The organism is Streptomyces sp. NBC_00377 (genome assembly GCF_036075115.1).
In the GTDB taxonomy this organism is placed as follows: domain Bacteria; phylum Actinomycetota; class Actinomycetes; order Streptomycetales; family Streptomycetaceae; genus Streptomyces.
Window position 1 is genome coordinate 104,793 of sequence record NZ_CP107958.1, and the last position, 14,374, is coordinate 119,166.

11 protein-coding genes are annotated in these 14,374 nt (G+C 69.5%); 4 read left to right on the forward strand and 7 right to left on the reverse strand.

Annotated features, from left to right (window positions below):
• Positions 1 to 89 precede the first annotated feature (89 nt).
• Positions 90 to 1,712 carry a PucR family transcriptional regulator gene (locus OHS71_RS00550; protein WP_328475656.1) on the forward strand — a complete coding sequence of 541 codons (1,623 nt, stop codon included), beginning with the start codon at positions 90 to 92 and terminating at the stop codon, positions 1,710 to 1,712.
• A 422-nt stretch (positions 1,713 to 2,134) separates the two neighbouring features.
• Here OHS71_RS00550 and OHS71_RS00555 read toward each other — a convergent pair whose 3' ends face one another.
• The 4 genes from OHS71_RS00555 to OHS71_RS00570 form a co-directional block, all read right to left on the reverse strand.
• Positions 2,135 to 3,193, reverse strand: a complete 1,059-nt coding sequence (locus OHS71_RS00555; protein WP_328475658.1) for a tartrate dehydrogenase — start codon at positions 3,191 to 3,193, stop codon at positions 2,135 to 2,137.
• Positions 3,194 to 3,285: 92 nt separating this feature from the next.
• Positions 3,286 to 4,170, reverse strand: coding sequence for a LysR family transcriptional regulator (locus OHS71_RS00560; protein WP_328484356.1), 885 nt, complete (start codon positions 4,168 to 4,170; stop codon positions 3,286 to 3,288).
• 1,081 nt (positions 4,171 to 5,251) lie between these two features.
• A complete protein-coding gene (locus tag OHS71_RS00565; protein ID WP_328475660.1) occupies positions 5,252 to 5,434 on the reverse strand; it encodes a hypothetical protein in 183 nt (60 codons plus the stop codon).
• Complete coding sequence (locus OHS71_RS00570) at positions 5,431 to 6,699, reverse strand: aspartate aminotransferase family protein (RefSeq protein WP_328475662.1); 1,269 nt, start codon at positions 6,697 to 6,699, stop codon at positions 5,431 to 5,433. Before OHS71_RS00570 ends, OHS71_RS00565 begins: the two co-directional genes overlap by 4 nt.
• Before the next feature lie 246 nt (positions 6,700 to 6,945).
• On the opposite strand from OHS71_RS00570, the gene OHS71_RS00575 reads away from it, so the two are divergent.
• Entirely contained in the window at positions 6,946 to 8,571 is a 1,626-nt protein-coding gene (locus tag OHS71_RS00575; protein ID WP_328475664.1) for a PucR family transcriptional regulator, read from the forward strand.
• Positions 8,572 to 8,922: 351 nt separating this feature from the next.
• The gene (locus tag OHS71_RS00580) at positions 8,923 to 9,633 is read left to right on the forward strand and encodes an IS6 family transposase (RefSeq protein ID WP_443047147.1); all 711 of its coding nucleotides are present in this window, start codon (positions 8,923 to 8,925) and stop codon (positions 9,631 to 9,633) included.
• A gap of 203 nt (positions 9,634 to 9,836) precedes the next feature.
• Here the strand turns inward: OHS71_RS00580 and OHS71_RS00585 are convergent, their stop codons facing one another.
• On the reverse strand, positions 9,837 to 10,088 hold the full coding sequence (locus OHS71_RS00585) for a DUF7660 family protein (protein ID WP_328475666.1): 252 nt from the start codon (positions 10,086 to 10,088) through the stop codon (positions 9,837 to 9,839).
• A 625-nt stretch (positions 10,089 to 10,713) separates the two neighbouring features.
• On the opposite strand from OHS71_RS00585, the gene OHS71_RS00590 reads away from it, so the two are divergent.
• Entirely contained in the window at positions 10,714 to 11,187 is a 474-nt protein-coding gene (locus OHS71_RS00590) for a hypothetical protein (RefSeq protein WP_328475668.1), read from the forward strand.
• A 339-nt stretch (positions 11,188 to 11,526) separates the two neighbouring features.
• Here the strand turns inward: OHS71_RS00590 and tpg are convergent, their stop codons facing one another.
• Together tpg and tap are read right to left on the reverse strand one after the other, a co-directional pair.
• Positions 11,527 to 12,084, reverse strand: a complete 558-nt coding sequence (gene tpg, locus OHS71_RS00595; RefSeq protein WP_328475670.1) for a telomere-protecting terminal protein Tpg — start codon at positions 12,082 to 12,084, stop codon at positions 11,527 to 11,529.
• 12 nt (positions 12,085 to 12,096) lie between these two features.
• On the reverse strand, positions 12,097 to 14,352 hold the full coding sequence (gene tap, locus OHS71_RS00600) for a telomere-associated protein Tap (RefSeq protein ID WP_328475672.1): 2,256 nt from the start codon (positions 14,350 to 14,352) through the stop codon (positions 12,097 to 12,099).
• Positions 14,353 to 14,374 lie beyond the last annotated feature (22 nt).

Genomic DNA, 14,374 nt, shown 5'->3' on the forward strand with positions numbered 1-14,374 from the left:
GAGCGGACTGCCCAAATGACGGCCGCTTCTTGTCACGATGAGTTGCCGGTGCCAAGGTGAGCCCGATTCCTTCAGAAGAAAGACCCCCTATGCCGCCCAGACACACCACAACCGGGCACTTTCCCACGCTCAGGGAGGTACTGCTCCTGCCCGTGCTCGCCGAAGGGATGCCGCGCGTGCTGGCCGGCGAGTCACAGCTGGACAGCCCGGTGCGCTGGGTGCACGTCACCGAGCTGCTCAACCCAGCGGACTTCCTGGAGGGCGGCGAGCTGGTACTGACGACCGGCATGCCGCACCCCGAGGACGCCTCCGAGCTGCGCGGCTACGTCGACCAGCTCGCGGACGTCGGCGCGGCCGGCCTGATCGTGGAGCTCGGTTACCGGTACCAGAAGGTGCCCCAGGAGCTGGTGGCGGCGTGCCGTGCTCGTGACGTGCCGCTGGTCGAGCTGGCTCGTGGCGTCCGGTTCATCGACGTCACGCAGATCGTGCACGCGCTCATCCTCGACGCCCAGGGGGCCCTGCTGCGCCGCGGGAGGGATATCCAGGACATCTTCACCGCCCTGACGCTGCGGGGCGCGGAGCCCGAGGAGCTGGTGCACACCACCGCGGAGCTCACCGGCGCCCCCGTGGTGCTGGAGGATCTCACCCACCGGGTTCTCATGTGCGAGCTGCTCGGTCGGCCGTACGAGCCGGTGGTCTCGGCCTGGTCGCGGCGTTCGCGGGCCGCACCCACACCGGAGAGGATCCAGCCGAGCGGCCCGGAAGGATGGCTGATCGCGCCGGTGCGGGACCACCAGGGGCCCTGGGGGCGGCTGGTCCTGCTGGAGGGCCGACTGAACGCCGAGCCCGACCCGGAACACGTCCTCGTCCTGGAAAGTGCGGCGGTCGCGCTGACCATGGCCCGCCTGGCAGGGCAGGCCTGGTGGGAGCGCCGGGCCCACCGCTCCGTACTGCGAGACCTGTACGAGCGGCGTTTCCGGTCCCCCGCCGACGCGCGTGCCCGCACCGAGGCTCTGGGTCTCCCGACCTTCGGACACCGGCTCTTCGCCGTGGTCATCCGGCACCCGTGCACGGGCACCGGGGATGAGCATCTCGACGAGCGGATAGCGAAGGCGCTGACGCATACGGGCGTGCGGGCTCTGGTCGGCGAGACCGCCCCGGGCCGGATCGGCGTGCTCATGGCACTGGCACAGGCGAGCGCCTGGCAACCGGTCGCCGAGCGGATCGGCCGTCTGACCAGGGAAGAGCTCGGACCGCGGGCAGTCGTGGCCGTCGGCCCCGGGGTGACCGACCTCGGCGGGATCGCCCGGTCGTGGCAGGAGGCGGAGCAGACGGCCGAGGCCATCACCCCGGCCTCCCCGCAGCGGTGGTTCTACGTGCCCGCCGACGTCCGCCTGCCGGACCTGCTGGGCGTCCTGCGGGAGGACACCCGTCTCCAGCGGTACGCGGAACGGCAACTGAACCGCCTCATAGAGCACGACGACCGCAACAGCGGCGATCTGCTCCCGGCGCTGCGCGCCTATCTGGCGGCGGCCGGGAACAAGTCGGTGGCGGCGAAACACGTCGGCATGTCCCGGCAGGCGTACTACCAGCGCCTGCACACCATCGAACGGCTCCTCGGCTGCGACCTGGAATCAGGTCTGCAGCGCACGTCCCTGCATATCGCAGTGCTGGTCCTGGACGCCGGTGAGACTCCCGCTCCTGGCGCATGACCCCGGCGCCATATGAGTTCACGCCCCTCGGCGAGGGGTGGCCAAGGTAGGCAGGCACGCCCGGTATTGGACTGAAGGACGTAGACGGCGATCAGGCCCCCGAGAAGGGCGCGACAGAATGTGCCCGCCTGGAATCAGAACGGGGCTATCACCCCACCAAGGGGCAGGGGTGTCGACGGTACCGATGCCGCAGAACGGCTGCACCACCCCGCTCGGCAGGTTCGCCCTGAGCTGGTCGGGCGGGTGCGGGTGGCGCCATGGCGCTCGCCTCGGTCAGGAACGGGGCGCGACCAGGACGCGGAACGGCCCCTGCCACGACGGCCAGGGGCTGGTGGGACGCGGCTCGCGAAAAGCCGCAGCGCGCGGGAGTGCCCGGCGGCCGGTGGGCGGCGTCACCGCCGCCCACCGCGGAAGCAGACGGCTCAGAGGAGCTCGATCAGCTTGTCGGTGAACTCGGCGGTGGTCGCGCTTCCGCCGAGGTCACGGGTGCGGGTATCGCTCTTGGCCAGGATCGACGCGATCGCGTCCGTGATGTCCCTGGCCGCTGCGGGATGGCCGAGGTGGTCGAGCATCATGGCCGCGGACCAGATCGCGCCCAGAGGGTTGGCGATGCCCTGGCCCGCGATGTCGGGCGCGGAGCCGTGCACCGGCTCGAACATCGAGGGGAAGTCCCGCTCGGGGTTGAGGTTGGCTGCCGGGGCGATGCCGATGGATCCGGCGACCGCGGCCGCGAGGTCGCTGAGGATGTCGCCGAAGAGGTTGGAAGCGACGACGACGTCGAAGCGGGCGGGGTCGAGGACGAACTTGGCCGCCAGAGCGTCGATGTGCTCCTGGTCCCAGGTGACGCCGGGGTGTTCGGCGGCCCGCTCGGCGATCAGCTCGTCCCAGAACGGCATGGTGTGGATGATGCCGTTGGACTTGGTGGCGGAAGTGAGCTTCCCCCGGCGGCGAGCGGCGAGCGAGAAGGCGAAGTCGGCGATCCGGGTGACCCCGGCCCGCGTGAACACCGCTTCCTGGACGGCCAGCTCCTCGGACGTGCCCTGGTTCAGCCGTCCGCCAATCTCGCTGTACTCGCCTTCGGCGTTCTCCCGCACGACGACGATGTCGACCTCGCCCGGACGTGCGCCGCGCACCGGACTGTCGATACCTTCGAAGACACGGATGGGCCGGAGGTTGACGTACTGACGGAAGCTGCGCCGGATCGGGATCAGCAGACCCCACAGCGAGACATGGTCGGGCACACCCGGGTACCCCACGGCCCCGAGCAAGATCGTGTCCTTGTCGCGCAGTTGGTCGATTCCGTCGGCGGGCATCATGGCGCCCTCTCGCAGGTACCGCTCGCACGACCAGTCGTACGACGTGTAGGAGAGGCTGAAGCCGTGCCGGCGGCCGAGAACATCGAGCACCTGCTGTGCTGAGGGCAGCACTTCGGCGCCGATGCCGTCGCCGGGGATCAGGGCAATGCGGTGGTGTGTCGTCATGCCGTCGATTGCAGCAAGGCGGCCCGTGGGGTGTCCAAGACGCAAAACGGATATCCCTTATAAGCTCCGCCTATCAGCCACAGCGGCGCCCATCAGCGTGCGGAGTCCGAGGTGGCGGCCGTGACGAACGCGGCGGCTGCCGGCGACAATGTGCCGCAGCGGGTTACGAGAGCGATGTCCAAGCTGGTCTCCGGCTCGATGTCCAGGACGCGGGCGCCCAGCCGCCGGGCGAGGTCCCGCCAGGAATCCATGACCACCGCGAGCCCTACGCCGGCCAGTACCAAGGGCATGAGCGACACCCGGTGCTCCGTCTCGGCGGCGATGGTGAACTCGATTCCCTGGTCCCGCAGCGCGTCCACGTAGGCGCGCATGCCGGTACCCGGCTGTCCGACGATGAGCCGCTGTCCAGCAAGTTCGCGGCACTCCACCGCGGTCCGACCAGCGAACGGACCGTCGGCCGGCACCATCAGCACGAAGCGCTGTCGCTCCAGCGCGTAGGAGACGACCTCCTTGTCGGAGAAAGGCCCGGTGGACGCCAAGAGCCCCAGTTCCACGGCGCCCGTGCGCACCATGTCGATCACATCACGTGCGGTGAACGCCGCTTTGATGGCCACGGAGACGCCGGGGTACCGGTGGCTGAAGGTGCTCACCAGACTCGTCAGCGGCTCCACCGCCTGCGACGGCACGGATGCCACGTCCAGGCGCCCCTCACGTAGCTCGTGCACCGCCACTACGCTCGCCCGCGCCGTCTGCAGACTCCGCACGGCCTCCCGGGCAGGCTCGATCAATGCCCTTCCGGCCTCCGTCAGCACCGCCCTGCGTCCGATGCGATGGAAAAGCTCGGAACCGAGATCACGCTCCAGTGCCCGCACCGCCTGCGACAGTGACGGCTGAGACAGGTACAGAGCCGAGGCCGCCCGGTTGAACCCACCGCGGTCGACAACCGCAAGGAAGTACTCCAGCTGCCGAACGTCCATACACGCCCTCTGTCCCTGGAAGAAACAAACCGACAAATCGTCGATCCCAACCATGGTGGTCCGAAGGATCGCCTCGACGAAGTGCGGACCACCGTTGCGCCCTCGAACGGCGGTCACAGCCGACGGAGGCACCCAGTCGCTGTCGGCGGGCTGGAGCCTGACGCCATCGCCCCATGGTCATCAGGACCTATCGCAAGTTGCCTGATCCCTGATCGCACCACACCCGTGGCGCTCACCACCCTCTCAGACTCCGGCGCTGAGCTGCATCGATGCAAGAATCACCGGCTGACGGCTTGCTGCCATGGAGAATCAGTCGTAATGCCGGCGGCATCAGCGCACTCGTCCGGCTCCGCTTACTCTGCGGGCAAGGCGGGCAAGGCGGGCAAGGCGGGCAAGGCGGGCAACCGGATGGTCACCGCCAGGTCCTGCGCCCTCACGCCGCTCCGGCGGAGTACCGTCGTCGGCGACTCCTCGAGGCAGTCGCTCAAATTCCTGCCGACCCGGCCCATACGGGATCCACCAAGGGGCTCTGGCCTGCCGCAGCGGCTCCAGCCGGACGCGGACCACCTTGACGGTGGATGAACCCTGCGCCCGCGCGCAGCACCTGGCGCAGGCAGACGACGGGTCACCCAGGCTCGCCGAGTGTCGACGCGGAGATCACCGGCCCCCCGTGGCCGGGAACGCAGAGGGCGACGAGTGCGCAGGTTGGGCCGAACACGGCCCAGGGTGCCCGTTCGGCATACGGCTGACTCTCCGACAGCAGGCAACGCCGTGCGCCGTGAGCGGCTGCTCGCCCAGACAAAGGAAGCCGAGGGAAGCCGGGACGAGCACGGTAGTGGGCATGTGACCGCTGACCCGGTCCCGGAGCCCCCTACCTGTGCGGTCGGACCGAGTACCAGCCCGGTGAGCATGTAACGGCGGTGCCCACGAGCGCCACGCTCACCGTGTTCGGCACCCCGTGCCCCAGCCGGGCCAGCAGGTCACGACAGAGCGCGTGCGAACCGAACGGGTGCGGCCGAGGGCGGGAGCAATCAGGCCGCCGTGTCCACGTGGAGCGGATCCCGGAGCCGTGCAGCTGTGATCAGAGCGAACAGGGCAAGGGCACGACGACGGGTCCGACGGCGTTGCCCGACGTGCTGGTGCCGCTGCGGACGGTGGCCCCCTTCGGACAGCCGTAGGTGGAGGCGTTGCAGGCGTGGAAACCGGTGGAGTCGGGGCCGCTCTCCACCCGCATGCCGGGCGTGGCCGTGGTGGCGTCCGTCATCGCCCTGCCGCTTCCGACGTGCCGGCCTCGACCGCGCTCGCCCATGCCCGCAGGCCCTCGTCCACCGCCGTCTCGTCGATGACGAGGGCCGGGATCATGCGCACGACCTGGTTCCAGGCGCCGCACAGCAGCAGGAGCAGGCCCTCAGCGACGGCGGCTCGCTGGACGCGTGCGGCCGTCTCAGGGTCGGGGCTGCCGTCCTCGGTGACGAACTCGGTGGCCAGCATCAGCCCGAGGCCCCGCACCTCGCCGATGCCCGGCGTCCGGTCGGCCACCGCCTCCAGGCCTTGGCGCAGCCGCTCGCCCATCGCCTCGGCGTTCTCGACGAGCTTCTCGTCGCGTACGACGTCGAGGGTGGCGCAGGCCGCGGCACAGGCGACGGCGTTGGCACCGTACGTACCACCCTGCGAGCCGGGCCACGCCTTGGCCATCAGCTCCTCGGAGGCGGCGATGCCGGACAGTGGGAACCCGCTGGCCAGGCCCTTGGCGGTGACGAGGATGTCGGGCGTGACGCCGAAGTGGTCGTGGCCCCAGAAGCGGCCGGTGCGGCCGACGCCCGTCTGCACTTCGTCGAGGATCAGCAGGAACCCGTGCCGGTCCGCACGCTCCCGAAGTCCCTCCATGAACGTGCGGTTGGCGGGCACGTACCCGCCCTCGCCGAGGACCGGCTCGACGATGATCGCGGCCGTGTCGGCGGGCGAGGAGATCGTCTGGAGCGTGTAGTCGAGCTCCTTCAGGGCGAAGCGGGTCGCGGTCTCCTCGTCCCAGCCGTATCGGTAGGCCGCCGGGAAGGGGGTGACGACCACGCCGCTCATCAGCGGGGAGAAGCCGGAGCGGAAACGAGTACCCGAAGTCGTCATGGAGGCGGCGGCGACCGTACGGCCATGGAAGCCGCCGTGACAGACGATCACGTTCGGGCGGCCTGTGGCCTGGCGGGCGAGCCGCAGGGCAGCCTCGACGGCCTCGCTGCCGGAGTTGGTGAAGAAAAGGCTGTCCATGCCTGCCGGCAGCACCTCACCGAGTTTGTCGACCAAGCGACGCAACGGCTCATGCATGACGGTCGTGTACTGGCCGTGGATCAGCGAGCCCACCTGCTCCTGGGCCGCCGCCACGACCTTGGGGTGGCAGTGACCGGTGCTGGTGACGCCGATGCCGGCGGTGAAGTCGAGGAAGCGGCGGCCGTCCTGGTCGAAGAGGTGGACCCCCTCGCCCCGGGACGCCACCACGGGCGTGGCCTGGCGAAGGTGCGGCGACAGTGCGGTCATGTTCGTCTCCCAGCCTCGGTGCTCGGTCTACTGCGGACTCCCGAGCATCCCCGCCAGCAAGGGTGGCGCCCACACGCGATCTGTCCGACCGGCACACGACATCCGGACGTTGTGCCAGGCCATCGGCGGCGCACCGGACACAGACCATTCCCTGACCGCTCTTGTGCAGGTCAGGGACGCTTGTCACAGTGACCGGACAGTCCCCGAACGCCGGGTCACGTCCGCGCAGGAACCCTTGGAGAGACCGTGAACGACAACCACCCGGCCGGCCAGGGGCCCACCCGTCCGCTCACCGTCGCCGACGTCCTGGCCCTTCCTGTCCTGGCTGCCGGACAACCGACGGTCGTCACTGGCGCGCCGCATCTGGATCACCCGGTCCGGTGGGTGCACATCACCGAGCTGACCGACCCCGCGTCGTTCCTCAAGGGCGGCGAGCTCGTCCTGACCACCGGGATGCCCCTGCCGCAGGACGCGGCAGGCGTGCGCCAGTACGTCGACGAACTCGCCGACATCGGGGCTGCGGCCCTGGTCATCGAACTCGTACGCCGCTACCACCGCCCGCCGGACACGCTCGTCGACGCCTGCCGACGTCGCGGCCTCCCCCTCGTCACCCTGGCCAAGGACGTCAACTTCCTGGAAGTCACGCAGATCGTGCACTCGCTTCTGCTCGGCAACCAGGCCGAGGCGATGCGCCGCAGTCAGCGCATCCACGAGGCGTTCACCGCCCTGACCCTGCGCGGCGCCGGACCGGAGGACGTGGTGCGTGCGGCGGCGGGCATGAGCGGACGTACGGTGGTGCTGGAAAATCTGGTGCACCAGGCTCTGATCTGCGAACCATCCGGGCTCACCGTGGACGAGGCACTCGCCGACTGGGAACGACGCTCCAGAACGACCAGCCCCGGCGACACCACAGCCACACGCGGCCCGGAAGGCTGGCTCACCGCCCCGGTCGAGTACCAGGGCGAGCGCTGGGGCCGCGTGGTCATGCTCCCGGTGCGCACCTCAGGAGCAGCGTTCGGGCCGGAGGACATCACCCTGCTGGAGAGGACCGCGATGGCACTGACCGTCGCGCGTCTCATCCACCCCACCCCATGGGAACGCACCGCACACCGCAACGCCCTGCTCGATCTTACGGAACAGCGCCACCGCTCCGCGGAGGACGCCCGCGCCCGTTGCACTGCCCTCGGCCTGCCAACTGATCGAGGCCACTTCGTCGCCGTCCTGGTGGACCTGCGTGCCAGGAAGGGGGCGGTCGAGACCGAGTCACGTCTTGAGCGGGAGCTGAGCACGGCAGGGGTGGCGGCCCTCGTCGGCGAGCTGGCCCCCGGCCGCCTCGGCATCCTGCTGGCTCTGCGCACCGGCCAGCCCTGGCGTCCCATTGTGGAGCGCCTGTCCGAAGCGGTACGGGGGCTGGCCCCAGAAGCGATCGTGAGTGCGGGTTGCGAGGTCGCAGACCTCACCGACAGCGCCCGATCCTTCCGCGAGGCGGCTCGCGTCGCCGAGGCCACCCCGCCCGGCCAGCCACTCCCCCACAACCGCTCGTTCCATGAGCTGTCCGACATCGGCCTGAGCCGTGTGCTGTACGCCCTGCGAGAAGACCCTCGTGTCCAGGAGTACACCGAACGACAGCTCCGGCGCCTCATCGACCAGGACGCTCAGCACGGCACCGACTTGCTGACCACCCTGCGCCACTACCTTGAAGCGGCCGGCAACAAGACGACCGCCGCCCGCCGGGGCGGCCTCTCCCGCGAGACCATCTACCAACGCCTGCGCACCATTGAGCGTCTCCTCGACCGTGACCTCGAATCGGGCGACCAACGCACGGAGCTTCACGTGGCACTCACAGCACTCGATGTCCTGCGAGCCGGCTGACGCGGACTCCCTCTGGGGCGGCGCCGCGCACAGGACCAAGCCACCGCCGACTTGAACGACAGCCGGGAGTCCCAGAACAGGCCGTTGGCAATCTGCGTCAACTGATCGCCCGCCATCACACCCCGGCTGCCCCTGCCCCAAAGCGGCTCACCGCGGTGTCTCCGAGGCGAACCGCGCGCGGTGTCCAAGGCAGCGCTCCAAGCCCGCCGGGGTGGGGCGGCTGCGGGCCTGGGTGCGCAGTCGTGCGTCTGTTCCATGCCGTCAGCTCACCGCCGGGCACTGTCACGTTCGCTGGCCGGGGTGGGAAGATCTTCGGATTGATCACGGTGGAGGAGGCTGTCCGTGGGGAACGTGTCACCGTTGTACAAGGGGCACCGGTACCCGGTCGAGGTCATCTCCCAGGCGGTGTGGCTGTACCACCGCTTCCCGCTCAGCTTCCGCGAGGTCGAGGAACTCATGCTCGAACGCGGCGTGATCGTCTCCTACGAGACCATCCGCCGCTGGTGCGCCAAGTTCGGGCAGACCTACGCCAACGCGCTGCGGCGCAGACAGCCCGGACCCGGCGACAAGTGGCACCTGGACCAGGTCTTTCTCAAGATCAACGGACAGGTCCGCTACCTGTGGCGGGCCGTAGACCAGGACGGGAACGTACTGGACATCCTCGTGCAGAACCGCCGCAACAAGGCCGCGGCCAGGCGCTTCTTCCGCCGGCTCCTGAAGAAGACAGGTGCGGTGCCGCGGGTGATCGTCACCGACAAGCTCCGCTCCTACGGGGCGGCCCACCGCGAAATCACGCCCTCCGTCGAGCACCGTTCCCACAAGGGCCTGAACAACCGGGCAGAGAACAGCCATCAGCCCACCAGGCAGCGCGAACGGGCGATGAAGGGTTTCCGCAGCACCGGTGGAGCCCAGCGGTTCCTGTCCGCGTTCAGCGGCATCTCACCCCACTTCCGGCCACGCCGGCACCGGATGACCGCCCCCGGCCACCGCACCGAGATGATCAACCGCTTTGGGATCTGGGACCAGATCACCGGCACCGCCGGCCAGCCCACCGCAGCTTGAGCCAAGGCTGACGCCTCGACCAGCCATATCCTGGCAGCCCCTCAGGCACACACACGCCCAACAACGTGACAGCGCCTCGCCGAGCATTTCGGCGTCTGGCCGGCGGTGATCTCCTGCATCGAACGCGGCACACGCCGCGACGACGACCTCGCCAGCGCCTACCGGGACTGGCTCACCGTGGCCTGACCGTTTCAGGAGCGGATTCACTCATAGACGGTGGCGGCCTGAAGGGCTCTGGCCAGGAAGGTCCAGTCCCCATCCTCGGGGAGCTGCTTCCCGAAGTTTCGGTACCAGCCCGGCGAGGCATCCATCCACGCCGCGAGGGCTTCAAGGAAGTGATCGAGGCTCTGGTTCTCCCATTCGTGCCCCCGGCGGAGGTAGTCCTGGTGCAGTTCTCGGACGAAGGCGACCAGCTCGTCGCGGCTGCGGACCTCGCTGTCGGGAGTGAGTGACATGGAGTGAAGGTACCTCGCTTGGGCGAGCGCCCACGCTTGACGATCAATAGGAGCATCAGTCCCCGTCCCACTGGCTCGGCAAAGCCAGGAGCAGCGGCAAGGGGCCCGAACCCAGAAGTGTGACTGAACGCCACAGTTGGCCAGTCAGAGCGTCGTAGGTGGCCGCGTGGAAACGACCACCTACAGGTGTGATGTAGGTCACGTTGAGGGTTTCCAAGATTTATTGCTGCTGGGGCGCTCTCCCGAGCCCGAGAGGTGAAAGCTGTTGGCACACTCACAAGGAGCGGGCACCTGATGACCTCTGCCTTCGATCCTCCTGCTGGACATTCAAATGGCCGCGTGGAGATGTGGGCCGCGGACGCCGAGACCTCCGGCATGACGGCGACGGAGGCCTGCACGACAAGCGTGCCCGACCTCCTGAGCCTGATTAACGTCAACGGCAGGCTGCTGTCTTCGTACGGCCCCGGAGAGTCTTATCCAGCGAGTTTCGAGGGGGCTGGAGCGGCCGTTGCACATCAAGCTGCCAGGCTAGGAGACGGTCAGATCGTCGACCAATTCGCCAAAGTGGTCTTGTGCGTCCCACGCAGCGAGCGGTGGCGGGAGGCGGTGTCGACGGCGGGAGGCGGTGTCGACCGCGCTGCTCGGCGACTGGGTTAACCCGCTGTACGAAACCAACATGTTGCAGACCCCCTCGGCCAGCTTCTTGAGGGCTGAGGCCCGGGCCATCCACCGGCAACTCGTGCCGGTGTGGCGGCGTCGCACCAAGCATGGCCGCGTGCTTTCGCTGGACCTCCCGCTGGGAGATGGACTGTGCCTGTACGACCTGGTCGCCGACAAGCCAGAGCCGATGGCCAGCACCGTCATCGAGGACGAGCGACTGACCGCCCTGCTGCATGCGCTGACGCTGCAGGAACGCCAGACGGTTGTCGCCCGGGCTACGGCCGATGGCACCACCTGGACGGAAGCTGCACAGATCGTAGGAGTCGACGATCCAAAGTCCTTCGGCGAGCGGGTCCGGCGTAAGGTCAAGCGCTTGATCGACGAGCAGCAACGGCGCCGCGCCCAAGCCGCCGCTGTTAACAAGGCTGGTGCCCGATGAACCGGGGCAAGGAGCGCGCGGTCTTCGTCCGGATGCCCCGCGCATCGGCTGCCACGGCCCTCCTTGGCAGCGGTTCCACCACCGCTCTACTCATAAGCGGATCCGTGCCCGGCGACTCCCCTTCGGTATGGCCGCTGGTCGTCCTCGCCCTGGGCTCCATGGCTAACGACCTGGGAATCCGTGCCCTCCGTCGAACAGCCAAATGACCGGTCGCCTCGGATTCCGGTGATATCCGAGGCACCGACGGAGACGGACACTCAGAATGGCCAGGTAGGACGCTCAGTGGCCAACTGTAACGCTGTCACAAGAAGGCGGTTCGGGCCCTTGCCGTGGGGCGAACTACAGGTCGAACTCGAGGTGCTCGATGTCCGTGAACCGGACCTCTTCCAGGCTTCCGGCGCGGCGGCCGCCGTCCTGGAAGTACACCTCCTTGAGCGCTTCGGCGGCGATCTCCTGGAGCTGCTGGTCGGTGGCGCCGGCCTCCTGGGCGTCGAAGAGGCGGGCGGCGTAGCGGGGCGGCAGGGCGACGGTCAGGTGCCGGATGCGGTCCTGGTCCGTCGACCCGATCGGCGCGGTGTAGCCGAGTCGGGCGCGGGTGTCGACGACGATGCCGCCGGTGGTCGCCGCCTTCTGCCTGGCCTTGGCCCGAATCTGCGGCTGCCAGCGGGCCTTCACCTCGCGCTCCAGGCGGGCGGCGAGGTCCGGGCGGGGCTTCTTGATCTGGTCCTTGACGTACCGTTCGACGGTGCGCTGGGAGATGCGCAGCATCTGGGCGACGGCCTTGGTGCCCTTGAGCTGCTTGACCAGGTACCGCATCTGCGCACCCGCGCTCTTGGGCGCCGGGCGGGTGAACGCCTTCTGCACCGCGGCTTCCAGGCCGTCCCCGAACAGGCTCATCGTCGCCTTCTCCTACTCTCCGTTGTCGACGTCGGTGACGGTGCCGTCCTTGATGTACCGGGCGAGGTTGAGTTCGGGGGCGTTGAACCGCTCGCGGACCTCCTCGCCCCACAGAACGCTCTGGGTGCCCTCGTGCTTGACCAGGCCCGGGTTGATGCCGAGCTTGAAGCCGCCCGGCAGCGGCTTGCCGCCCCGGTAGGGCAGGAAGTCCAGCGGGCTCTCGCCGCCTGCCGCGTAGACGACGCAGTCCGAGAGGATCGCGATCGGGTACTGCCCGGTGAATGCCGCATGCTTGACGATCTTGCGGTGCAGGTTGATCCGCGTGCGGGAGATGACCGCCGCCCGGATGTCCGGCCGCCAGGTCGGGCGGGACAGGGCCCGCCACGGCTCGCCGGGCCGCCAGCCCTCGCCGCGCGGGCGTTCGCGCAGCTTGCCCAGGCCGCCCTTCACTGTCGCCTTGACCGCGGAGACGACGATCGCCAGCTCCGGGTCGCGTTCCTTGTAGCCGTCCATCGCGGCGAGGAAGTCAGCCGGCTCCATGTCCGCGTCCACGCCGAGGTCGGCCATCGTGGCGAGGTAGGCGTCGCGCAGCCGGTTGTACCAGCCGTCCAGGTAGCGGCCGTTCTCGTAGCGCACCCACGCCTCGATCGGGCGCACCTCGTAGCCGAGCTCCACCGCGTAGGCGACAGTGGGCGTCGCGTACCAGGCCGGCTCCTCCGGGCGGTCGCCCTTCGGCGTGAACGGAGAGGGCAGCAGGCTGCCGTCCAGCTCCACCCACTCCTTGCCGACCTTCACCTTCGACAGGTCGACGTGGCTGAGGTCGACCAGCCACGAGCCCGGCAGCTTCGGGTCGAACGCGGGGGCCTTGACGTGCGTCGCCTCACCGAGGCCGACGTTCAGGCCGTTCGCTCCAGCGGCGAAGGCCATGTTGACGTCGATGCCGACCAGGTGGCGCAGGGTGCATTCGGCATCGGTCATCGGCCGTGCCCAGTCGTACGCCTCCTCGAACAGCTTCTCCGCCGGGCCACGCACGTGGAACCGGGGCAGATCCTTGAGGACCGGGTGGTTGTCGGGGACCTCGCAGGGTGGCCAGTTCATCGGGTCGATGGCGTCCTTGCCCAGGGACCCGGGGGCCTTGTCGTCGGCCTGCCGCAGGGCACCGGTGGCCTCATCGCGTACGGCGTAGGTCGGCGGGTGCAGCGCGGTCATCAGCTCCAGGCCGGTGACGGCGGTCGAACCGCGCGGCGTCATTACCCGGGACGCGTACACGCCCAGGACGCGGGCGAGTTCGGCCGGCGGGAGCTGCGCGGCGTGGCCCCAGTGGCGGGTGTCCAGCGCGTTCCACGACGGGATGCACAGCTGCACGCACTGGCGGTCCGAGCCCTTGGCCGGGCGGTAGATCCGCGCCCACGGTCCGAAGCCGCGCTTGGTGAGCTTCCAGTCGGCGCGGGTCAGCTGCTTGATGACCTTGTGGCCCTCCGGGATGCGCCCGGCGAGCCGCTCCTCATCGGTGAGGGAGACCGGGAGGCCGTAGCGCTCGCACGCGGCCTCGGTGAGCACGAGCAGCGGGTCGGCCGGCCTTCCCGGGCCGGACAGCTTCGGCTGCCCGAGCTTGGCCTCCATGAGGGTCCAGTCCACCAGCGTCGGCAGCGACTTGGCGGGCACGTCCAGGACCAGGCCGCCGACGCAGTACGCCAGCACCTTCCCGTCCTCGACGTCGACGACTGCCAGCGGTCCGTTCTCGAACCGCGGGTCGCTCTCGCCCGCCGGGGTCGCGGCCGGGGCTGCCTTCTTCGCACCCGGGCGGCGCGACGTCGACGTGGTCCTGGTGGTGCGCGCCGGACGCGGCGCGGCCGCCGGGGCAGCGGCGGCGGGGGCGGGGCTGGTCTGGGTGTTCTCGGATGCAGTCATGTCCGCAGCGTCAGGCGCCGGACCTGTGGGCAGAGTCCGCGCTTCCGCCGGGTCGGGTGCGGCGGTGAACGTGGCCGGCACCGCAGCGTCCTGGACGGGCACGGTGGCGTCGGCCGGGGCGGGGTAGAGCTCCGCGAGCTTGTCCAGCAGCCGGGCGTAGGCGTCGCGCTCCGGCGGGCGGGGCTCCGTCTTGCCGGACTCCCAGCCAGACACCGTGGCCCGGCGCACCTTGAGTGCGGTGGCCACTTCGTCAATCGTCAGGCCGTGCGCGGCGCGCAGCCGCTTGCGTTCCGCCGGCGGCGGCAGCGTGGCGCGGGACGCGAGCAGTGCGTCGACCGCGTCGAACAACTCGGACATGGAACACCTCCTGACCAACACC